Here is a 20,692-nt window from a genome sequence, read left to right on the forward strand (position 1 = left end):
GCACGATGCCGACCAGCCCCAACCGCAAGCTCGTCGTCCTCGACCGGGACGGCGTGATCAACGTCGATTCGGACGCGTTCATCAAGACGCCCGACGAGTGGATCGCGCTGCCCGGCAGCCTCGAGGCAATCGCACGACTCAACCACGCAGGCTATCGCGTGGTCGTCGCGACCAACCAGTCCGGCATCGGCCGCGGGCTGTTCGACATGGCCGCGCTCAACGCGATGCACCTGAAGATGCATCGCGCGGCGGCCGCCGTCGGCGCGCGCATCGACGCGGTGTTCTTCTGCCCGCACGTGTCGGAAGACCATTGCGACTGCCGCAAGCCAAAGCCCGGCATGATGCAGATGATCGCGGAGCGCTTCGAGGTCGACCCCGGTCACACGCCGGCCGTCGGCGATTCCCTGCGCGACCTGCAGGCCGGCGTCGCGGTCGGCTTCAAGCCGCACCTCGTGCTGACCGGCAAGGGCAAGAAGACGCTCGCCGCGGGGAATCTGCCGGACGGCACGAAGGTCCACGACGACCTGCGCGCATTCGCGCTCGACTTCCTTTCACACGAACACGAGTGATGCGGCTGCCGCGCGCATCCTCCCTACTGTCAAACCCACGCCGATGCGCTTCGTCCGCTCCCTGCTGCTGCTGATCTACTTCATCGTATACACGGTGCCTTACGCCACCGCGTGCTTCATCGCGTTCCCGTTCATGCGTCCCGACGCGCGCTACTGGATGGCGGCCGGCTGGTGCAAATCGACGCTGTGGGTCGTGCGCTGGCTGAACGGCATCCGCTACCGGATCGAAGGGATGGAAAACCTGCCCGACGGCCCGGCCGTGCTGCTGTCGAAGCACCAGTCCGCGTGGGAGACGCTCGCGTTTCCGGCGCTGATGCCGAAGCCGCTCTGCTATGTGTTCAAGCGCGAACTGCTGTACGTGCCGTTCTTCGGCTGGGCGCTCGGGCTGCTGCATATGGTCAACATCAACCGCAAGGAAGGCAAGAACGCGTTCACGTCGGTGATCCGCCAGGGCAAGAAGCGCCTGTCGGAAGGCGCCTGGATGATCATGTTCCCGGAAGGCACGCGCACGCCGGTCGGCAAGCAGGGCAAGTACAAGACGGGCGGCGCGCGCTTCGCGATCGAAACCGGCACGCCGGTCGTGCCGATCGCGCACAATGCAGGTCGCGTGTGGCCGCGCAATTCGTTCACGAAATTCCCGGGCGTCGTCACCGTGTCGATCGGCAAGCCGATTCCCGTCGACGGCAAGACGCCCGACGTATTGAACTCGCAGGTGGAAGCATGGATCGAAGCGGAAATGCGCCGCATCGATCCCGAAGCCTATCGCCAGTCGGGCAGTGCCGGCGCGCGCGATGCCGCGCGCGTCTGAATCACCCGGATTGCAGCCGTTGCGAACGACGAAACGAAGCGAACTGATGAAAAAGCGTCCGCGGCCACGGCCTGCCGTCGTGGCCCTCGATCATCGCCAGATGGACCTGCCGCTCTTCGACGGGCCGGCGGCATCGCCGGCACCGTCGGCGCCCGCCGCACCACCCTCGTCGCCTGAAGCGGCTGCGGCTCCCGCGGTGCCCACGGCGCCGCTCGATCCGGGCCCCGCGCCCGATCGCTCCCGCGTCCGCACGTTCGCACTCGACAGCCGTGTGCTCGAATATCGGCTGAAACGCTCCGCGCGCCGCACGATCGGCTTCACGATCGACGGCAGCGGGCTGTCGATCACCGCGCCGCGCTGGGTCACGCTCGCCGACATCGAAGCCGCCATCGCCGAGAAGCAGCGCTGGATCTTCGCGAAGCTCGCGGAGTGGAAAACCCGCACCGAGCAGCGCGCGCTGCCGCAGATCGACTGGCGCGACGGCGCGCAACTCCCGTATCTCGGCAAGACGATCACGATCGCGCTCGGCGCCGGTGCGGCCGCATTCGATCCCGATGCGCAGCGGCTGTCGCTGCCGCTGCCCGCACAAGCCGACATGCAGCAGATCAAGGATCGCGTGCAGGGCTGGCTGCAGGGCGAAGCGAAGCGAATCTTCGGCGAGCGCCTCGTCGTCTATGCGGAAAAGCTCGGCGTCACGTATTCGATGTACGCGCTGTCGTCGGCCGCGACGCGCTGGGGCAGTTGCTCGAGCGACGGCAAGATCCGGCTGAACTGGCGGCTGATCCACTTCCCGATGTCGATCATCGACTACGTCGTCGCGCACGAGCTGTCGCACCTGCGCGAAATGAACCACAGCCCGGCCTTCTGGCACACCGTCGAATCGATCTTCCCGGAATTCCGCGAAGCGCGGCACACGCTCAAGCATCACCCGCCCGAGCTGCTGCCGTCGCTGTAACGCGATCGGCCGCACCGAAAATACGAACGGGCGATGCGGATCCCTCCGCATCGCCCGTTTTCCTTGCCCGCCACGCCCATCGTGCGTCGCGCGCCGCTCATCCCGCGCTCAGTGCGCCTTCTTCTGGATGAACTCGATCTTGTAGCCGTCCGGATCCTCGACGAATGCGATCACGGTCGTGCCGTGCTTCATCGGGCCCGCTTCGCGAGTCACCTTGCCGCCTTGCGCCTTGATCTTGTCGCAGGCCGCGTACGCGTCGTCGACTTCCACCGCCAGGTGGCCGAAGCCGTTGCCGAGATCGTAGGACGGCGTATCCCAGTTATGGGTCAGCTCGATCACGGTGCCCGTGCTTTCGGCTTCATAGCCGACGAACGCGAGCGTGAACTTGCCTTCCGGATAATCCTCGCGACGCAGCAGCTTCATGCCGAGCAATTCGGTGTAGAACTTGATCGAGCGGTCGAGATCGCCGACTCGCAGCATCGTATGCAGCAAACGCATGTGTTGTACTCCTGTGGGGACTTTCCAGAAGCGGAAATTCTACCGGAGTCGGGTGAATCCCGCCGCCGCCGGCCCCGTCCGCCCTCGGCCGATACCGGGCTTCCGGACGGCGAGCCCGATGCCCGTGCGGCGGCAGTGATCACCGGATCCCACGGCCCCCGGCAAGTCCACCGATCGGGTAACATCCTCTCACTTCGCACCAAAAGCGGGCATGCCGTCCGCCGCTTGAACGCGACCACCCCCTCATTCAGCCATACAGCCTGCCGTGCGAAACCGCCGAATCGAGCGCGCCGGACGCGACATCCGTCCGCCGCTGCCCATGCCCGTGCCCCCTTCCCGCCGCATCGGCGAGGTCCGCCGATGACCGCGCTCGCCGGCACGCACGCGCGCCGCGCGCTCGATACGCGCGCCATCGGTGTGATGCTGCTGCTGTGCGCGATCTGGGGCTTCCAGCAGGTCGCGATCAAGAGCACGAACGCTGCGATCCCGCCGATGTTCCAGGCCGGGCTGCGCTCGGTGATCGCCGCGCTCCTGCTGTGGGGCTGGGCCCGCTCGCGCGGCACGCCGCTGTTCCGCGCGGACGGCACGCTCGGCGCGGGCATCGCGGCCGGTGCGCTGTTCGCCGGCGAGTTCGTCTGCGTTTTCCTGGGGCTGACGCTGACGAGCGCGTCGCACATGGCGATCTTCCTTTACACGGCACCGTGCTTCACGGCGCTCGGCCTGCACCTGTTCGCGCCGGGCGAGCGGCTGCAGCGCGTCCAGTGGGCCGGTGTCGGCCTCGCGTTCGCCGGCATCGCGCTCGCGTTCGCGGACGGCTTCCTCAAGCCGCGCGCGCCCGGCGCATCGGTGCTGGCGGGGCTGGCCGGTGACGCGCTCGGCATCCTCGGCGGCGCGATGTGGGCTGCCACGACGGTCGTCGTGCGCTCGACGTCGCTCGCGCGGACCAGCGCGAGCAAGACGCTGTTCTACCAGCTCACAGTGTCGGCCGTCGTGCTGATCGCGCTCGCCGCGCTGCTCGGCCAGACGTCGTTCGCTCAGGTCACGCCGATCGCGCTCGCAAGCCTCGCGTATCAGTCGGTGATCGTCGCGTTCGTCAGCTATCTGTCGTGGTTCTGGCTGCTGACGCGCTACAGCGCGTCGCGGCTATCCGTGTTCACGTTCCTGTCGCCGCTGTTCGGCGTCGCGTTCGGCGTGCTGCTGCTCGGCGAGTCGGTCGGCTGGCGCTTCATGTCCGCGGCCGCGCTGGTGCTGACCGGGATCGCGCTCGTCAACGCGCCGCCGCGCAGGCGCGCGTAACGCCGCCCGGGCGCGGTCCGGCCTCGACGAGAGCGGCGCGGAAAAACAAAAAGGCTGCCCGTCAGGGCAGCCTCATGAATCTCGAGCCGGCGGGCACCACGCGCGTTGCCCGCGTGATCCTGCTACTCCGCGGCCTTGCGCACCTTCGCAAGCGCCTGCGCGACGCCGACATATTCGGCCACGCTCACATCCTCCGCGCGTCGCGCGAGGTCGAAGCCGAGTCCGTCGAAATCGATCGTCTCGCGGTAGTCGCCGAGCGTGTTGCGCAGCATCTTCCGACGCTGCGAGAACGCAGCCGTGACCACTTCGCCGAGCAGCACGGGATCGACGTCCGGCAGTTCGTGCGGCTCGTACGGAATCATCCGGACGATCGCCGAATCAACCTTCGGCGGCGGCTGGAACGACTCCGGCGGCACGTCGAGCATCTTCTCCATCACGTAGCGGTACTGCAGCATCACCGACAGCCGCGAGAACGCCTTCGTGCCCGGCTCCGCGACCATCCGTTCGACGACCTCGTTCTGCAGCATGAAATGCTGGTCGATGACCACACCGGCAAACGTCATCAGGTGAAACAGCAGCGGGCTGGAAATGTTGTACGGCAGGTTGCCGACGATCCGCAGCGACGGCTTGTCGCCGGGTGCCGCGAGCGAGCCGAAGTCGAACGCGAGCGCATCGCCCGCGTGCAGCTCCAGCAGCGCACCGAAGCGCTGCTGCAGACGACCGATCAGGTCGCGGTCGAGCTCGACCGCATGCAGCGGCGACTCGGGCGTCGCGAGACGCGCGATCAGGGGCTCGGTCAGCGCACCGAGGCCGGGGCCGATCTCGACCATTCGCTGGCCGCGCGCGGGACCGATCGTCGCGACGATCGAGTCGATCACGCCGTGATCGACGAGGAAGTTCTGCCCGAAGCGCTTGCGCGCGAAGTGGCCTTGGTGCTGTCTGCTGTTCGACATCGACTGAGAAAAACGAAAAATACGACGAATGAAGTGAGGCCTGGGGCCGTGCGCGTCAGGCCGCGCGGCGATGGCGCGCCATCGTGACGGCCGTATCGAGCGCGGCGACCATGCTGCCCGGATCCGCGCGGCCCGTGCCGGCCAGATCCAGCGCGGTGCCGTGATCGACCGACGTGCGGATGATCGGCAGCCCGAGCGTGACGTTGATGCCCTCGCCGAAGGTCGCATACTTCAGCACGGGCAAGCCCTGATCGTGGAACATCGCGAGCACGCAATCGGCATCCTCGAGATGGCGCGGCTGGAACAGCGTGTCGGCCGGATACGGGCCGCGCGCGTCGATGCCCCGCGCTTGCGCGCGCGCGAGCGCCGGCGAGATCACGTCGATCTCCTCGCGCCCGAGATAGCCGTTCTCGCCCGCGTGCGGGTTCAGCCCCGTCACAAGGATGCGCGGCGCCGCGAGGCCGAAGTCGCGCCGCAGGTCGCGATCGACGATCGCCAGCGTCTCGACGAGCCCGTCGATCGTCAGCGCGGCCGACACGTCCTTCAGCGGCAGGTGCGTGGTCGCGAGCGCGACGCGCAGCGGCCGCTCGCCCGTGCCCGCCAGCATCATCACGACGCGTGGCGTGTGCGTGCGTTCCGCAAGGTATTCGGTATGGCCGGTGAACGGCACGCCGGCATCGTTGATCGTGCTCTTCTGCAGCGGCGCGGTGACGATCGCGTCGAACCGGCCCGCCATCGCGCCGTCGATCGCGGCATCGAGCAGCGCGAGCACGTAGCGGCCGTTGGCTGCATCGAGCTTGCCGGCCCGCGCTGGCACGGCGAGCGGATGATGCTCGACCGACACCGCACCGCCGCCGGCGAGCAGCGCACGGTCGGCATTGACCGCCGCCGCGCGCGCGTCGAGCAGCGCGGCATCGCCGAGCACGGTGAAATGCGCGCCCGGCCAGCGCCGCGCGGCATCCTGCAACGCCTGCACGGTCAGCTCCGGGCCGACACCCGCGGGTTCGCCGGTCGTGATCGCGATCTGCAGCGCGGATGCCGTCATGTGAAGCTCGCTCAGTTCGCCGGTCCGACGCCGCCGATCTTATACTGCACGTACGACGAATCGCGCAATTCGCGCAGCCAGTCGGCGTACGCCTGCTCGGCCTTGCGCTGGCCGATCGCCTGGCGCGCGATATCCATCTGCTGCTGCACCGAGCCTTCCGCCTCGCGGCGCCCGATCACCTGGATCAGGTGGTAGCCGTATTCGGTACGAATCGGCTGGCTGATCTGGCCGTCCTGCAGATTGTTCATCGCGCGCTCGAATTCCGGCACGGTCTCGCCCGGGCTGATCCAGCCGAGATCGCCGCCTTGCGACGCCGAACCGTCCTGCGAGTAAGTGCGTGCGAACTTCGCGAAATCGCCGCCCGCCTCGACCTGGCGGCGGATGTCCTGCAGCTGCTGGCGCGCCTGGCCTTCCGACTTGCCTTCGCCGACGCGCAACAGGATGTGGCGCACGTGCGTCTGGACGATCTTCGGTGCCGCGGCGGTCGCGCCCTGGCTCTGGCGGCGGTCGACGAGGCGCACGATCTCGAAGCCGTCCGGCACGCGGATCAGCGTCGGGTTGACCTGGCCCGGGCGCAGCTTCGATGCGGCTTCGACGACGTCGGCCGGCAGCGCGCCCGGCGCCTTGAAGCCGAGATCGCCGCCCTTCTTCGCGTCATTCGCTTCCGAATTGTTCTTCGCGAGCTTCTCGAAATCGGCGCCCGACGTGGCCTGCTGCAGCAGCGCCTCAGCCTTCTTCTGTGCGACTTCGATGTCGGCCTGCGGCGCGTTGGTCGGTGCCTTGATGAAGATGTGCTGGAAGCGCAGGTCCTGCTGCTGCGATGCGTTCGGCCCGCGCTGGCTCGCGATGTAGTTCGCGACCTCGGCGTCCGACACGGTGATCTTGCCGTCGACCTCGCGCTCGCGCAGCTTCGACAGCATCAGCTCGGTGCGGGCGTCGCTCGTGAACACGCTCCAGGGCACGCCTTGCGCCACGATCCGCGCGCGGTACTGCTCGAGCGTCATCCCGTTCGCCTGCGCAAGGCGCTGCAACGTGGACTGCACGGTCGCGTCGTCGATGCGGATCCCGTCGTCCTTGGCCTTCTGCACCTGGATGCGTTCGAGCACCATCTGGTTCAGCACCTGCGCGCGCAGCTGGTCGGCCGGCGGCACGGGCGCGTTCTGCTGCTGCAGCCGGCGCGAGATCAGGCCGACGCGCTGGTCGAGTTCGCGGCCCGTGATCACGTCGTTGTTGACGACCGCGACGACTTCGTCGGCGAGCTGCGCACCTTGCGAACCGAGCGCCTGCGCCGCGGCCGGCGAGGCGGCGAGCAGCGCGGCGGACGCGGCGAGGCTGGACACGACTGCCGCGAAACGAAGGGTTTTCTTCATTGCCACTGATACTCCATTGAAATCGTGCTGACCGGTGCAGACAAGCCGGCGTTACTCGTAGTTGCTGAAGCGGGACATCGGCGGCGGCGTGGACGGCAGCGGCGTGTAGCCCGGCACCCCGGCGCGGAATGCGGCCACGAGACCATTGTCGACGCTCGAGAGCCCCTTCAACGTCAGTTGCATCATGACTCGCGTCGACGAATTCTGCTGCCCCGATGTGTTCACGCCGTTTGCGTACCGCTGGACACCGACCCCGAGCGCCCAGCAATCCGCGTCGTATTGTAAGCCGAGCAGACCGTCGACGATCCGGTCGGCGGCCAGGTCGTAGTTGAAGCGGCCGATCGCATACAGACGTCGCGTGAGCGGCCATTGCGCGGACACCAGGAACTGGTTGATCGGCTGGTTGTCGAGCGTCGTGTTCGCGCGCGTATAGCGGTAGCCGACGTTGATCACGCGGCGCTCGCCCGGGCTGAAACCGAAACCGACGCTCGACTTCACGAGCTGGTTGTTGTTCTGGTTGTACTGGAACGCCGTCTCCGACATGAAGCCGGAGCCGAGTTTCAGCGCGGCGCCGACGATCAAGTCCGAGTGGCGCGCCAGCACGGCGCTCTGGCCGGAGTTTAGCGTGACGCGCTGGTCGGCGAAATAGTACTGCTGCGCGACCACGAAGCGCGCGCGTTCGTCACCGGTGCGCGGATCGATGAAGCGCGACGTCAGGCCGGCCGTGATCCGGTTCGCGTCCGCGATCCGGTCGTTGCCGACGAACGTGTTCGGCTGGTAGATCTCCGCGAGGCCGAAGTCCGATTCCGCCGTGTCGAACAGCGGCGCGTTCGACTGGTCGCGATACGGCGTGTACACGTAGTACAGGCGCGGCTCGAGGGTCTGGATGAAGTCCTGGCCGAACAGGCGCACCGAGCGGTCGAAGATCAGGCCCGTGTCGAAGCTCACGGTCGGGATCGACTCGGTGAAGCGCTTCGGGTTGTTCGGCGTGCTCGACGACAGGTAGTTCAGGTCGTACGACGCGAAGTGATATTGGACCTTCGGCACGACGAAGTAGCCGGGGCCGTACACGCCGTACGCGATGTACGGGTTGAAGACGATCCGGTCGCCTTCGGTCGCATCGGCGGTCGTGATGCGGAACCGCGAATAGTCGGCTTCCGCGCCGAAGTCGAAGCCGCCGACGTTGTACTTCGTGTACTTCACGTTCAACTGCGGTTCGCGGCTGTACGGCGCGATCGACGGCGGCAGCGTCTGCCAGTGCTGGTAGCGCGCGAGCACCGACCACGGGCCGTTGTTGTACGTGAGCCCGGCTTCCTGCTGGTACAGCGTCTGCGTCCCGTTGATGAACTGGTTCATCGACCCAAGGTCTTCGGGATACGTGTTGTCCGAGACCTTGTTGAAGTAGACGTAGCCGCCGAAACCGCCGCCGAAGTTCTGCTGGTGCTGCCAGTAGATCGCGTAGCGGTCGCGGTGAGCGAGCCGGTCATCCGGCAGGTAATTGGCCGTAAACGTGCCCGAATACGTCGGCGACAGATAGCGGAACGTCGCTTCGGTCTGCACGCCGCGCCGCGAAATGATGCGCGGCGTGAGCGTCAGGTCGCGGTTCGGCGCGATGTTGAAGTAGTACGGCAGCGTCAGCTCGAACCCGTTGTTCGAGTTCATCGAGAACGTCGGCGGCAAGAGGCCGCTGCGCCGCTCGCCCGACAGCGGGAACGTCATCCACGGGCTCGCGAAGATCGGCACGCCCTGGAAGAACAGCACGCCGTTGCGCGCGGTGCCTTCGTCGGCACCCGTGTCGAAGTCGAAACGGCTGCCCTTGATGTACCACGCAGGGTTCGTCGAGCACTGGCACGCGGTGTAGGTGCCGTTGACGAACACCGAGCGCTCGCTGTCGAGCAGGTCGACGCGCTCCGCGCTGCCGGACCCACCCGTCACGTTGAAGTGGTACTTCGGCGCCGTCATGAAGCCCTGGTTCGCCTCGACCTTCAGATGCGCCTCGGGGCCCGCGAACGACGTGCCGCCGTTGATCACCTTGACCTGGCCGTACGCATCGGCCATGTCGGTATCCTGATCGTAGTGGATCGCGTCGGCCTTCACGACCGCGTCGCCGCGGCGCAGCTCGGCCGAACCCTTCGCGGCGAGGTCCTGATCGGCCGTGCCGCTCGTATGGTCGGCAATCACGAAGGTGGCCGGCTTCGCGCCGTCCTTCAGCGGATGATCCTCGAGCTGCGGGGCGAGACGCAGGTCCCACGGCGAGTCGAGCGGCTGCGGCTGCGCGGCCGCACCCGACAGCTGCGCGTACGACACGGCCGGCACGAGGCCGGGCACGGCCAGGAGCGCGAGCGCGAGCCGCCTTTTGCGCGGCGCCCCGTCACCGGGGAAGACATTCGGGAATAGCGGTTTGGGCGGCATCTATCGTTTGGCGAATCGCCCCTTGTCAACCGCACCTGCACGGCACATTCGCGCACGGCGGGCCGCGCCGTCGCACCGCGACTGCGGCTGAGCGCAAACCGGGGAGGCGATCGGGCGGACGGCGCGACAGGCGGCGGGCCTGCACGGCGGAAGCTGACGCGGGGCGCGTCAAAAAAGTCGTGGGGTATTATATGGCAAGACGTTCCCCCCTCCGCCGAGTTTCATGACACCCCCATCCGCCGCATCCCAGCCCGACGCCCGTCTCGACGCCCTGACCGCGTGGCTGCGCCCGCTCGCCGAGCGCTTCGCCCTCGACCTGTCGACCCTCGCACCCGCGTCGTCGGACGCCAGTTTCCGCCGCTATTTCCGGCTCGCATCGGCCACGAGCCCCGGCGGCTCGCTGGTCGCGGTCGACGCGCCGCCGCCCGAGAAGTGTCGCGAATTCGTTCAGGTCGCGCAGTTGCTCGCCGCGGCCGGCGACCACGTGCCGGACGTGCTGGCCCACGATTTCGACGCGGGCTTCATGCTCGTGACCGACCTCGGCCGCACGGCGTACATCTCGGTGCTCGATCCGGCCGACCCGGTCGCGGCGCGCCCGCTGATGCGCGACGCGCTCGACGCACTGATCCGCTTCCAGCTGAGCTCGAAGCCCGACGTGCTGCCGCCGTTCGACGAGGCATTCCTGCGCCGCGAGATGGAGCTGCTGCCCGAATGGTTCGTCGGCCGGCACCTCGGCAAGCCCGTCACCGACGCGATGCGCGGCACGCTCGACCGCACCTTCGCGCTGCTGGTCGCGAGCGCCCATGCGCAGCCGCAGGGCTTCATGCTGCGCGATTTCATGCCGCGCAACCTGATGGTCTGCGAGCCGAACCCCGGCGTGCTCGACTTCCAGGACGCCGTGTACGGGCCGCTGACGTACGACGTCGTGTCGCTGCTGCGCGACGCGTTCATCAGCTGGGACGAGGAGTTCGAGCTCGACTGCTTCGCGTATTACTGGGAAAAGGCGAAGAAGGCCGGCCTGCCGGTCGATCCGGACTTCGGCGAGTTCTACCGCCAGCTCGAGTGGATGGGGCTGCAGCGCCACATCAAGATCCTCGGCCTGTTCGCACGGATCAACTACCGCGACGGCAAGCCGCATTACCTGAACGACCTGCCGCGCTTCCTCGCGTATGCGCGCAAGGTCGCGCTGCGCTACCGCCCGCTCGTGCCGTTCGCGAAGCTGCTCGACGAGCTCGAGGGCAAGGGCGCGGCCGACGTCGGCTATACGTTCTGACCGCCCTCACATTCAGCCGAACATGAGCACTACCCTGACCACGGCGATGATCTTCGCCGCCGGACGCGGCGAACGGATGCGCCCGCTGACCGACACCCGCCCGAAGCCGCTGCTCGAAGTCGGCGGCAAGCCGCTGATCGTCTGGCAGATCGAGGCGCTCGCGCGCGCGGGCATCGAGACGATCGTGATCAACCACGCGTGGCTCGGCGAACAGCTCGAGGCAACGCTCGGCGACGGCTCGCGCTGGGGCGTGCGGCTCGCGTATTCGGCCGAAGGCGACGCGCTGGAAACCGCCGGCGGCATCGCGCAGGCGCTGCCGCTGCTCGAGCGCGACGGCCGGCCGACGGTGTTCGCGGCGGTCGCGGGCGATGTTTACTGCGCATTCGACTACCGGACGCTCGCCGCCCACGCTGCGAGGATGGCCGAGCTCGACGCGCCCGCGATGCATCTCGTGATGGTGCCGAACCCGCCGTTCCATCCGGACGGCGATTTCGTGCTCCGCGACGACGGCCGGCTGGCGCTCGCCGGCGCGCCGCGTGTCACGTTCGGCAGCATCGGCGTGTACGACACGCGGATGTTCCGCGACATCGTGCCCGGCACGCACCGGCCGCTGACGCCGTACTTCAAGGCGACCATCGAGGCCGGCCGCGCGAGCGGCGAATTGTATGAAGGTATCTGGGAGAACGTCGGCACGCCCGCGCAGCTCGGCGAACTGGATGCGCGGCTGCGCGCCGCCGCAGGCTGAGCTGATTCGCGGCTGACCGTCGGGCCACCCGGCGCGGCGGCCAAGGGCCCGAAAGGCCGATGACGGCCCGGTCGATCGCCGGGAGGCCGCGCCTGGATCAAACGCCGCGAACGCTGCGCCGCAGCGCCGCAGCGCCGGGCCGTGACGGCGCAACGCCGCCCGATGCCGAGCGGCCGGCGAACGGACCGTTCCAGCACCGCCCGGCGCAACATCCACGCTCACGCGGCCTCGGCCGCTTCCCCGCCCGCCGCCGCGCGCTGCTGCTGCAGCGCCCACATCTGCGCATACAGCCCGTCCGCGCGCACGAGTTCGTCGTGCGTGCCGCGCTCGACGATCCGCCCGTGGTCCATCACGAGAATCTGCTGCGCATGCACGACCGTCGACAGCCGGTGCGCGATCACGAGCGTCGTGCGGTGCCGCGCGATCTGGTCGAGTTCGTGCTGGATCGCACGCTCCGAGCGCGAATCGAGCGCCGACGTCGCCTCGTCGAACAGCAGCACAGGCGGATTCTTCAGCAGCGTGCGCGCGATCGCGACGCGCTGCTTCTCGCCGCCCGACAGCTTGAGCCCACGCTCGCCGACCGGCGTGTCATAGCCCTTCGGCAAGCTCTCGATGAAGTCGTGGATGTGCGCGGCGCGCGCGGCCGCGATCACTTCGTCTCGGCTCGCGGTCGGCCGGCCATAGGCGATGTTGTAGTAGATCGAGTCGTTGAACAGCACGGTGTCCTGCGGCACGATCCCGATCGATGCACGCAGCGAGTCCTGCGTGACGTCGCGAATGTCCTGGCCGTCGATCCGGATCGCACCGCCCGTCTGCCGGTCGAGATCGTAGAAGCGGAACAGCAGCCGCGACAGCGTCGACTTCCCGGAGCCGCTGTGGCCGACCACCGCGGTCGTCGTGCCCGCGTCGATCGTAAACGTCACGTCGTGCAGGATCTGCCGCGCCGGCTCGTACGCGAAATTCACGTGCTCGAAACGCACCTGCGCGCCGGCCACCGCGAGCGGCCGCGCATCGGGCAGGTCGGCCACTTCCTTCGCCGCCGACAGCAGCCCGAACATGCGGTCCATGTCGGTGAGGCTCTGCTTCAGTTCGCGATAGACGACGCCGAGAAAGTTCAGCGGAATGTACAGCTGCAGCATGAACGTGTTGATCAGTACGAGATCGCCGAGCGTCAGCTTGCCGGCGAGCACGCCCTGCGTCGCTCGCCACAGGATGAACACGAGCCCCGTGCCGATGATCGCCTGCTGGCCGAAGTTCAGCACCGACAGCGAATTCTGCGAACGAATCGCGGCCTTGCGGTAGCGCTTCAGGTTCTCGTCGTAGCGCTGCGCTTCCCACTCCTCGTTGCCGAAATACTTCACCGTCTCGTAGTTGATCAGCGAATCGATCGCCCGCGAGTTGGCGCGCGAATCGAGTTCGTTCATCGTGCGGCGGAAATGCGTGCGCCAGTTGGTGACCTTCACCGTGAACACGATGTAGGTGACCAGCGCCGCGAACGTCACGTAGGCGTAATACGCCTCGTACTTGACCACGAAGAAGCCGAGCACGAGCCCGACCTCGACGAGCGTCGGCAGGATGCTGTACAGCGAATACGAAATCAGCTGCTGGATGCCGCGCGTGCCGCGCTCGATGTCGCGCGACATGCCGCCCGTCTGGCGCTCGAGATGGAAGCGCAGCGACAGCCCGTGCAGATGCCGGAACACCTGCAGCGCGAGCTGGCGCACCGCGCTCTCGGTGACCTTCGAGAACAGGATCTCGCGCAGTTCGGTGAACAGCGACGTCGACAGCCGCACGAGCGCATACGCGACGACCAGCAGCCCCACGCCGCCCGCGAGCACGATGCCGGCCGACTGTTCGGCGCGGCCGAGCGCGGTGATCTGCTGGACGTAGGACAGGTGGTCGACGATGCGCTTCATCACGACCGGCACGCCGAGGTTGGCGACCTTCGCGCCGATCAGGCAGCCGAGCGCGAGCGCGACGCGCCATTTGTAGGTGGTCAGGTACGGCAGCAACGACCGGATGGTCTGCCAGTCGTTGCGAGGCCCGGTCGAAGCCGGCGCGGGCTCGCCGGAAGCAGGAAATCGGCGCATGGGGGGAAGGATCGGCGGCGGCGCCAGGCGCGTGCATCGGCGGCCGGCTTGGTCACTTTCTCGTACAATTTGCGAACGTTGTATTGTCGCAGAAGCCGCTTCGCGCCGCTGCCGGCGCCCTCGCCGGCCGGCCTGCGCGCGGCGGCATGTTTATTACAGGATGAAAGCCCCCGCCATGACCGATTCGACCCTCGAACTCCCGCAAAAGCAACCCGCGCTGCGTGTCGTCCCGCAACCGCACGACGCGAACGTCCACGGCGACGTGTTCGGCGGCTGGATCATGTCGCAGGTCGACATCGCCGGCTCGATCCCCGCGAGCCAGCGCGCGAACGGTCGCGTCGCGACGGTCGCGGTCAACTCGTTCGTGTTCAAGCAGCCTGTGTTCGTCGGCGATCTGCTCAGCTTCTACGCGACCATCATGCGCACCGGCAACACGTCGATCACGGTCGACGTCGAGGTGTACGCGCAGCGCATGCGCCTGATGGGTGAAATCGTGAAGGTCACCGAAGCAACCCTCACCTACGTCGCGACCGGCACTGACCGCAAGCCGCGCCAACTGCCGCCGCTCTGACGGGCGAGCGCCGCGCGACGGCGCCCTCCACCGGCCCGCGGCCGCCTCAGTGCGTGGCCGTCAGCCCGAACTCCCGCATCGCGGGCAGGAAATCGTGGTTCAGCTTCGGCTTGCGCGACAGCTTCATCAGCACGTAGCGCTGGAACGGCGCGAGCCGCTGCCACTGCGCGAGCGCGGGCGCCGGCAGCCCGGCCAGCGCGCTCTGCTGCACAAGCGCGTCCGGCACCGAATCGGTCGCGCGCCAGCTCGGCTGCTCGTCCGGCTGGAACCACGACGGTTCGAGGTCGGCGTGCGTGCGCAGCATTTCGAACAGCGCGTGATCGAAATTGGGCTCGATCGCGGTGTCGTCGTCGGCCGGAAAGCGCGCGAGCAGCTTGCGGTCCTCGAGCGGCAGCAGTTGCCACTGCTCCAGCGAAATCCGCAGACCGAAACGGTCGAGATTGAAACGCACGATCATCGGGATGTACGTCAGGTTTTCCGACGAATCGTGTTCGAAATTGAATAGCAGCGGTGCGTCGCTGAGTCCCATGGTCGTTACCTGAGTGGCGGATGCCGGCGCGGCCGGCCTGCCTGAGGTATTTTAGAACCTCTGCGCGCGAGCGGCGGACACGATCGTCGCCGCCCTGCCTCGAATCAACGGGAGTGCTCGTGAATCCGACTGAAACAGAAGAACCGCGCGGCGCGATCGAGCTGTCCGTGCGCCGCACGCGCGGCGGCGCCGTCGAAACCGCGCACGACTACGTCGGCCAGGAATGGCCGGTCGCACTGGTCTTCAACGGCATCTCGCACGCGGTGATGATGTGCACGCCGCGCGACCTCGAGGCGTTCGCGGTCGGCTTCGCGATCTCGGAAGGGATCGTCGAACGCGGCAGCGACATCAAGGACATCGAGGTGATCCTCCACGCCGACGCGTCGCTGCCGCACGCGGAGGTGCATCTGGAGGTCGTCCAGCAGGCGTTCGCCGCGCTGAAGGACCGCCGCCGCGCGCTCGCGGGGCGCACCGGCTGCGGCGTGTGCGGGATCGAGAGCATCGACCTGCTCGACCTCGCGCCCGAACGGGTGCCCGATACCGGCTTTCTCGCGCGCCTCGCGCCCGACGCGCTCGCGCGCGCGGCCCACGCGCTGCCGGCGCACCAGGCGCTCACGAGACTCACCGGTGGCCTGCATGCGGCCGCGTGGTGCGACGCAACAGGCGCGATCCGGATGGCGTTCGAGGATGTCGGACGCCACAACGCGCTCGACAAGCTGATCGGCTCGCTCGTGCTGTCGCGCGCCGACGCGACCGACGGCTTCGTGTTCCTGTCGAGCCGCGCGAGCTACGAGCTCGTGCGCAAGTCGGCGCGGGTCGGAATCCCGATGGTCGCGACGATCTCCGCGCCGTCGTCGCTCGCGATCGAGATCGCGAAGGCGGCCGGCCTCCGGCTGGTCTGCTTCTGCCGTGAAACCGGCCACGTCGATTACGGCACGGCCTGATGCCGTCGGGCCGCGCCGTCAGTCGAACTGACGGAAATCCGGCTTGCGCTTCTCGAAGAACGCCGTCATCGCCTCGCGTGCTTCCGGCGCGCGCAGCATCGCGGAGAAGTGGCCGGCTTCCTCGCTCATCCGCGCGGCAACGGCCACGCCTCCCGTCTCCTTCAACAGCGCCTTCGTCACGCGCAGCGACGACGCCGGCAGCGCCGAGAGTTTCGCGGCCTGCTTCGCCGCGAATGCGTCGAGCTCGGCGGCCGGCAGCACGCGATTGACGATGCCGATGCGGTGCGCTTCCAGCGCGTCGAAGGCTTCGCCGAGCAGCAGCTTTTCAGCGGCGACCTGATGGCCGGCCAGGCGCGGCAGCAGCACGCTCGACGCGGCTTCCGGGCACAGCCCGAGCTGCGCGAACGGCAGCGAGAACGCCGCGGTGTCGGCCGCGTAGACGAGATCGCAGTGCAGCAGCATCGTCACGCCGACGCCAACGGCGATGCCCGGCACCGCCGCGACGATCGGCTTGGTCGCGCTGCTGATCCGCGCGAGAAACTGGAATACCGACGCGTTTTCGTCCTTCGGCGGCGCCTTCAGGAAATCCTCGAGATCGTTCCCCGCGCTGAAGTTGCCATCGCTGCCGCGCAGCAGGATCACGCGGACCGCCTTGTCCTCCTGCGCGTCGGCGAGCGCATCGGCCATCGTCTGGTACATCGCCGCCGTCAGCGCGTTCTTTTTCGCCGGGCGCGCGATCGTGATCGTCATCACGCCATCGGCGCGTTCCACTTGAATTTCGGCCACAACCGTCTCCTTTGACTTTCCTCTATCGGAATGAAAAAACGGTGCGCGAGCTCGTGGCCCGCGCACCGTCGTCGCTCTTGTCCCGCCCCGCTTACAGGCGTTCGATGATGCCCGCGGCGCCCATGCCGGTGCCGACGCACATCGTGACCATCCCGTACTTCAGGTTACGGCGGCGCAGGCCATGCACGACGGTCGCCGCGCGGATCGCGCCGGTCGCGCCGAGCGGGTGGCCGAGTGCGATCGCACCGCCCATCGGGTTGACCTTCGACGGGTCGAGGCCGAGATCACGCATCACCGCCAGCGATTGCGCGGCGAACGCTTCGTTCAGCTCGATCCAGTCGAGATCGTCCTGCTTCAGGCCTGCGGCCTTCAGCGCGGCCGGAATCGCCTCCTTCGGACCGATGCCCATGATTTCCGGCGGCACGCCACGCACCGCGAAGCTCACGAAGCGCGCGAGCGGCGTCAGGTTGAACTCCTTGAGCACCTTCTCCGACACGACGAGCAGCGCACCCGCGCCATCCGACGTCTGCGAGCTGTTGCCGGCCGTGACCGAGCCCTTGTTCGCGAACACCGTGCGCAGCTTCGCGAGGCCTTCGATCGACGTATCCGCACGCGGGCCTTCGTCGAGCTTGATCTCGCGCGTCTTCACGTCGACTTCACCCGTCGCCAGGTTCGGGAAACGCTCGGTGATCGTGTACGCGGCGATTTCGTCGCCGAACTCGCCGGCCTGCTGGGCGGCGAGCGCCTTGCGGTGCGATTCGACCGAGAACGCGTCCTGGTCTTCGCGGCTCACCTTCCACTGCTCGGCGACGCGCTCGGCGGTCAGGCCCATCCCGTATGCAATGCCGAAATCCTCGCTGCGATCGAAGATGTGCGGCGACATCGACGGCTTGTTGCCCATCATCGGCACCATGCTCATCGATTCGCAGCCGCCCGCGAGCAGCGCGTCCGATTCGCCGACGCGGATGCGGTCCGCCGCCATCGCCAGCGCCGTGATGCCCGACGCGCAGAAGCGGTTGACCGTCACGCCGCCGACCGTCTGCGGCAGCCCCGCGAGCAGCGCGCCCATGCGGGCCACGTTCAGGCCCTGCTCGGCTTCCGGAATCGCGCAGCCGATGATCGCGTCCTCGATCACCTTCGTGTCGAGGCCGGGCACCTGCGCGACCGCCGACTTGATCGCGTGAACCAGCAGCTCGTCGGGGCGCGTGTTCTTGAAGACACCGCGCGGAGCCTTGCCGATCGGGGTGCGGCTAGCGGCGACGATGTATGCGTCTTGCAGTTGTTTGCTCATTTCAGACTCCTTGCCTTGTCGCTCGCTCAGTTACGCACCGGCTTGCCGGTCTGCAACATGCCCATGATCCGTTCCTGCGTCTTCTGCGTGCCGAGCAGCTCGACGAACGCGCGGCGCTCGAGTGCGAGCAGCCACTGCTCGTCGACGAGGCTGCCGGCTTCGACGTCGCCGCCGCACACGGCTTCGGCGATACGGCTCGCGATCAGGTAGTCGTGGTCGCTGATGAAGCGGCCGTCACGCATGTTGACGAGCGATGCCTTGATCGTCGCGATCGCCGAGCGGCCTGCGACCGGCACGTCCTTCGCGCGCAGCGGCGCACGGTAGCCGACGGCCGCCAGCGCGCGTGCTTCCTTCTTCGCTGTGTCGAGCAGCTCGAACACGTTGAAGATGATCGTGTCGGACGGCTTCAGGTAGCCCATCGCGCGTGCATCGTGCGCCGACGACGAAACCTTGGCCATCGCCGCGTTCTCGAACGACTTCGTGACGAACTTCAGGATGTCGGTGGTCGCGTTCGCGGCCGTTGCCGCATCCGCCGCGCGCAGCGCCGCTTCCTTCAGGCCGCCGCCCGCCGGCACGAGGCCGACGCCCACTTCGACGAGACCGATGTAGCTCTCGACGTGCACGACGCGCTTCGCGCTGTGCAGCATCAGTTCGCACCCGCCGCCGAGCGCGATGCCCGACACGGCCGCAACGACCGGCACGTTCGCGTACTTCACGCGCAGCATGCCTTCCTGGAACTTCTTCACGAACGGCTCGATGCCCTTCGCGCCGCCCATCATGAACGCGGGCATCGCCTCCTCGAGGTTCGCACCGGCCGAGAACGGGCCACCCGGCGTGCCGAGCTTCAGCGACGTCGGCTGCCAGATCACCACGCCCTTGTAGTCCTTCTCCGCGAGCTCGATCGCCTGCACGAGGCCGTCGATCACGCTCGGCCCGATCGTGTTCATCTTCGACTTGAACGACACGATCACGACGTCGTCCTCGCCCGCACGGTCGTCGACCCATGCACGCACCGCGTCGGTTTCGAACAGCGTCTTGCCGTACGTCTTCGGATCGGCGCCGGCTTCGCCGACGAGCGGCGCGCGGAACACCTGCTTGCCGTAGACGGCGAGGTCGGAACGCGGCACGAAGCGCTTCGAAGCAGGCGCCCACGAGCCTTCGGCCGTGTGCACGCCGCCCTTCTCGGCAACCGCGCCTTCGAGCACCCACGACGGCAGCGGCACGTTCGCGAGTGCCTTGCCGGCCGCGATGTCTTCCTGCACCCACTCGGCAACCTGCTTCCAGCCGGCAGCCTGCCAGCCTTCGAACGGGCCTTCGTTCCAGCCGAAGCCCCAGCGGATCGCGAGGTCGACGTCACGCGCATTGTCGGCGATCGACTCCAGATGCACGCCGATGTAGTGGAACACGTCGCGGAAGATCGACCACAGGAACTGCGCGTGCGGATGGTCCGTCTCGCGCAGCAGCTTCAGGCGTTCCGCCGGCGGGCGCTTCAGGATGCGGCCGACGGTTTCGTCCGCCTTCGCACCCGAATCGACGTAAGTGCCCGTCTTCGCGTCGAGCACCTTGATCGCCTTGCCTTCCTTCTTGTAGAAGCCGCCGCCCGTCTTCTGGCCGAGCGCGCCCTGCTTCACCAGTTCGGCGAGCACGGCAGGCGTCTGGTAGACCGGGAAGAACGGATCGTCGGCGAGGTTGTCCTGCATCGTCTTGATCACGTGCGCCATCGTGTCGAGGCCGACCACGTCCGCCGTGCGGAACGTCGCCGACTTCGCGCGGCCGAGGCGGCTGCCCGTCAGGTCGTCGACTTCATCGAAGCGCAGGCCGAACTTCGCAGCCTCGGTGATCACCGCGAGGATCGAGAAGATGCCGACGCGGTTCGCGATGAAGTTCGGCGTGTCCTTCGCGCGCACGACGCCCTTGCCGACGATGCTCGTCAGGAAGGTTTCGAGCTGGTCGAGGATCTCCGGGCGCGTATGCGCGGTCGGGATCAGCTCGACGAGGTGCATGTAGCGCGGCGGGTTGAAGAAGTGCACGCCGCAAAAGCGCGATTTGAGCTCGTCCGAGAAACCTTCGGACAGCTTCGTGATCGACAGGCCCGACGTGTTGGTCGCGAAAATCGCATTCGGTGCGATGTGCGGCGCGACCTTCTTGTACAGGTCGTGCTTCCAGTCCATCCGCTCGGCGATCGCCTCGATCACGACGTCGCATTCGGCGAGCTTCGCGATGTCGTCTTCATAGTTCGCGGCTTCGAGATATTTCGCATCGTCCTTCACGCCGAACGGCGCGGGCGACAGCTTCTTCAGGTTCTCGATCGCCTTCAGCGCGATCGCGTTTTTCGGGCCTTCCTTGGCCGGCAGGTCGAACAGCAGCACCGGCACGCGCGCGTTGACGAGATGCGCGGCGATCTGCGCGCCCATCACGCCGGCGCCCAGCACGGCGACCTTGCGAATCAGGAAATTGCTCACGGGATGTCTCCGGATAGTGTCGTGCAGCGCGGGTTGTGAGGGCTGCACGGCGAATTGAGTACCAGGAACCGTTGCGTTCGGGCGGCGCTCGGCGC

The 20,692-nt window shown here is 67.6% G+C and carries 18 protein-coding genes; 8 read left to right on the plus strand and 10 right to left on the minus strand.

The window, feature by feature from the left end; genetic code table 11:
• The first annotated feature begins 5 nt into the window (after nucleotides 1-5).
• Genes gmhB through BTE28158_RS00750 form a run of 3 tightly spaced genes read left to right on the plus strand, consistent with a single transcriptional unit; the run spans nucleotide 6 to nucleotide 2,332 of the window.
• A complete protein-coding gene (gene gmhB / locus BTE28158_RS00740) occupies nucleotides 6-569 on the plus strand; it encodes a D-glycero-beta-D-manno-heptose 1,7-bisphosphate 7-phosphatase (RefSeq protein WP_059528142.1) in 564 nt (187 codons plus the stop codon).
• 43 nt (nucleotides 570-612) lie between these two features.
• Nucleotides 613-1,377 (plus strand): lysophospholipid acyltransferase family protein, encoded by a 765-nt coding sequence (locus BTE28158_RS00745; RefSeq protein ID WP_124621319.1) that lies wholly within the window; start codon nucleotides 613-615, stop codon nucleotides 1,375-1,377.
• 46 nt (nucleotides 1,378-1,423) lie between these two features.
• On the plus strand, nucleotides 1,424-2,332 hold the full coding sequence (locus tag BTE28158_RS00750) for a M48 family metallopeptidase (protein ID WP_151048844.1): 909 nt from the start codon (nucleotides 1,424-1,426) through the stop codon (nucleotides 2,330-2,332).
• 108 nt (nucleotides 2,333-2,440) lie between these two features.
• Here BTE28158_RS00750 and gloA read toward each other — a convergent pair whose 3' ends face one another.
• On the minus strand, nucleotides 2,441-2,830 hold the full coding sequence (gene gloA, locus BTE28158_RS00755) for a lactoylglutathione lyase (protein ID WP_011657880.1): 390 nt from the start codon (nucleotides 2,828-2,830) through the stop codon (nucleotides 2,441-2,443).
• Between the two features lie 360 nt (nucleotides 2,831-3,190).
• Here gloA and BTE28158_RS00760 point away from each other — a divergent pair, with 360 nt between their 5' ends.
• A complete protein-coding gene (locus tag BTE28158_RS00760) occupies nucleotides 3,191-4,126 on the plus strand; it encodes a DMT family transporter (protein ID WP_151048845.1) in 936 nt (311 codons plus the stop codon).
• A 122-nt stretch (nucleotides 4,127-4,248) separates the two neighbouring features.
• Here BTE28158_RS00760 and rsmA read toward each other — a convergent pair whose 3' ends face one another.
• The 4 genes from rsmA to BTE28158_RS00780 are packed head-to-tail and all read right to left on the minus strand — an operon-like array spanning nucleotide 4,249 to nucleotide 9,906.
• Complete coding sequence (rsmA, locus tag BTE28158_RS00765; protein ID WP_059607632.1) at nucleotides 4,249-5,079, minus strand: 16S rRNA (adenine(1518)-N(6)/adenine(1519)-N(6))-dimethyltransferase RsmA; 831 nt, start codon at nucleotides 5,077-5,079, stop codon at nucleotides 4,249-4,251.
• A gap of 55 nt (nucleotides 5,080-5,134) precedes the next feature.
• Nucleotides 5,135-6,124: a 4-hydroxythreonine-4-phosphate dehydrogenase PdxA gene (pdxA, locus tag BTE28158_RS00770; protein WP_151048846.1), complete on the minus strand. Its 990-nt coding sequence runs from the start codon at nucleotides 6,122-6,124 to the stop codon at nucleotides 5,135-5,137.
• An 11-nt stretch (nucleotides 6,125-6,135) separates the two neighbouring features.
• Entirely contained in the window at nucleotides 6,136-7,494 is a 1,359-nt protein-coding gene (locus tag BTE28158_RS00775) for a peptidylprolyl isomerase (RefSeq protein WP_151048847.1), read from the minus strand.
• A gap of 51 nt (nucleotides 7,495-7,545) precedes the next feature.
• Complete coding sequence (locus BTE28158_RS00780) at nucleotides 7,546-9,906, minus strand: LPS-assembly protein LptD (protein WP_151048848.1); 2,361 nt, start codon at nucleotides 9,904-9,906, stop codon at nucleotides 7,546-7,548.
• Nucleotides 9,907-10,129: 223 nt separating this feature from the next.
• Between BTE28158_RS00780 and BTE28158_RS00785 the strand changes: the two genes are divergently transcribed.
• Together BTE28158_RS00785 and murU are read left to right on the plus strand one after the other, a co-directional pair.
• Nucleotides 10,130-11,179, plus strand: a complete 1,050-nt coding sequence (locus tag BTE28158_RS00785) for an aminoglycoside phosphotransferase family protein (protein WP_151048849.1) — start codon at nucleotides 10,130-10,132, stop codon at nucleotides 11,177-11,179.
• 22 nt (nucleotides 11,180-11,201) lie between these two features.
• Nucleotides 11,202-11,924 (plus strand): N-acetylmuramate alpha-1-phosphate uridylyltransferase MurU, encoded by a 723-nt coding sequence (murU, locus tag BTE28158_RS00790; RefSeq protein WP_151048850.1) that lies wholly within the window; start codon nucleotides 11,202-11,204, stop codon nucleotides 11,922-11,924.
• A 218-nt stretch (nucleotides 11,925-12,142) separates the two neighbouring features.
• On the opposite strand, the gene BTE28158_RS00795 is transcribed toward murU, so the two are convergent.
• Complete coding sequence (locus tag BTE28158_RS00795) at nucleotides 12,143-14,014, minus strand: ABCB family ABC transporter ATP-binding protein/permease (protein ID WP_151051018.1); 1,872 nt, start codon at nucleotides 14,012-14,014, stop codon at nucleotides 12,143-12,145.
• Between the two features lie 175 nt (nucleotides 14,015-14,189).
• Here BTE28158_RS00795 and BTE28158_RS00800 point away from each other — a divergent pair, with 175 nt between their 5' ends.
• A complete protein-coding gene (locus BTE28158_RS00800; RefSeq protein WP_059607646.1) occupies nucleotides 14,190-14,585 on the plus strand; it encodes an acyl-CoA thioesterase in 396 nt (131 codons plus the stop codon).
• A 46-nt stretch (nucleotides 14,586-14,631) separates the two neighbouring features.
• Here BTE28158_RS00800 and BTE28158_RS00805 read toward each other — a convergent pair whose 3' ends face one another.
• Nucleotides 14,632-15,114 carry a nitrate reductase associated protein gene (locus BTE28158_RS00805; protein ID WP_059528173.1) on the minus strand — a complete coding sequence of 161 codons (483 nt, stop codon included), beginning with the start codon at nucleotides 15,112-15,114 and terminating at the stop codon, nucleotides 14,632-14,634.
• A 113-nt stretch (nucleotides 15,115-15,227) separates the two neighbouring features.
• Here BTE28158_RS00805 and fdhD point away from each other — a divergent pair, with 113 nt between their 5' ends.
• A complete protein-coding gene (fdhD, locus tag BTE28158_RS00810; RefSeq protein WP_151051016.1) occupies nucleotides 15,228-16,058 on the plus strand; it encodes a formate dehydrogenase accessory sulfurtransferase FdhD in 831 nt (276 codons plus the stop codon).
• Nucleotides 16,059-16,076: 18 nt separating this feature from the next.
• Here fdhD and BTE28158_RS00815 read toward each other — a convergent pair whose 3' ends face one another.
• From BTE28158_RS00815 to BTE28158_RS00825, 3 genes are all read right to left on the minus strand, one after another.
• Nucleotides 16,077-16,844: an enoyl-CoA hydratase gene (locus BTE28158_RS00815; protein ID WP_151051014.1), complete on the minus strand. Its 768-nt coding sequence runs from the start codon at nucleotides 16,842-16,844 to the stop codon at nucleotides 16,077-16,079.
• A gap of 91 nt (nucleotides 16,845-16,935) precedes the next feature.
• Nucleotides 16,936-18,135: an acetyl-CoA C-acyltransferase gene (locus tag BTE28158_RS00820; protein WP_059607650.1), complete on the minus strand. Its 1,200-nt coding sequence runs from the start codon at nucleotides 18,133-18,135 to the stop codon at nucleotides 16,936-16,938.
• Between the two features lie 26 nt (nucleotides 18,136-18,161).
• Nucleotides 18,162-20,597: a 3-hydroxyacyl-CoA dehydrogenase/enoyl-CoA hydratase family protein gene (locus BTE28158_RS00825; RefSeq protein WP_124900921.1), complete on the minus strand. Its 2,436-nt coding sequence runs from the start codon at nucleotides 20,595-20,597 to the stop codon at nucleotides 18,162-18,164.
• Nucleotides 20,598-20,692 lie beyond the last annotated feature (95 nt).

Source organism: Burkholderia diffusa (genome assembly GCF_902499115.1).
Lineage (GTDB): Bacteria > Pseudomonadota > Gammaproteobacteria > Burkholderiales > Burkholderiaceae > Burkholderia > Burkholderia diffusa.

Coding starts and splice junctions, on each gene's coding strand:
- gloA (WP_011657880.1), bottom strand. CDS start 2,830: ATGCGTTTGCTGCATACGATGCTGCGAGTCGGCGATCTCGACCGCTCG.
- BTE28158_RS00805 (WP_059528173.1), bottom strand. CDS start 15,114: ATGGGACTCAGCGACGCACCGCTGCTATTCAATTTCGAACACGATTCG.
- pdxA (WP_151048846.1), bottom strand. CDS start 6,124: ATGACGGCATCCGCGCTGCAGATCGCGATCACGACCGGCGAACCCGCG.
- rsmA (WP_059607632.1), bottom strand. CDS start 5,079: ATGTCGAACAGCAGACAGCACCAAGGCCACTTCGCGCGCAAGCGCTTC.
- BTE28158_RS00750 (WP_151048844.1), top strand. CDS start 1,424: ATGAAAAAGCGTCCGCGGCCACGGCCTGCCGTCGTGGCCCTCGATCAT.
- BTE28158_RS00745 (WP_124621319.1), top strand. CDS start 613: ATGCGCTTCGTCCGCTCCCTGCTGCTGCTGATCTACTTCATCGTATAC.
- gmhB (WP_059528142.1), top strand. CDS start 6: ATGCCGACCAGCCCCAACCGCAAGCTCGTCGTCCTCGACCGGGACGGC.
- BTE28158_RS00780 (WP_151048848.1), bottom strand. CDS start 9,906: ATGCCGCCCAAACCGCTATTCCCGAATGTCTTCCCCGGTGACGGGGCG.
- BTE28158_RS00800 (WP_059607646.1), top strand. CDS start 14,190: ATGACCGATTCGACCCTCGAACTCCCGCAAAAGCAACCCGCGCTGCGT.
- BTE28158_RS00820 (WP_059607650.1), bottom strand. CDS start 18,135: ATGAGCAAACAACTGCAAGACGCATACATCGTCGCCGCTAGCCGCACC.
- BTE28158_RS00775 (WP_151048847.1), bottom strand. CDS start 7,494: ATGAAGAAAACCCTTCGTTTCGCGGCAGTCGTGTCCAGCCTCGCCGCG.
- murU (WP_151048850.1), top strand. CDS start 11,202: ATGAGCACTACCCTGACCACGGCGATGATCTTCGCCGCCGGACGCGGC.
- BTE28158_RS00785 (WP_151048849.1), top strand. CDS start 10,130: ATGACACCCCCATCCGCCGCATCCCAGCCCGACGCCCGTCTCGACGCC.
- BTE28158_RS00795 (WP_151051018.1), bottom strand. CDS start 14,014: ATGCGCCGATTTCCTGCTTCCGGCGAGCCCGCGCCGGCTTCGACCGGG.
- BTE28158_RS00760 (WP_151048845.1), top strand. CDS start 3,191: ATGACCGCGCTCGCCGGCACGCACGCGCGCCGCGCGCTCGATACGCGC.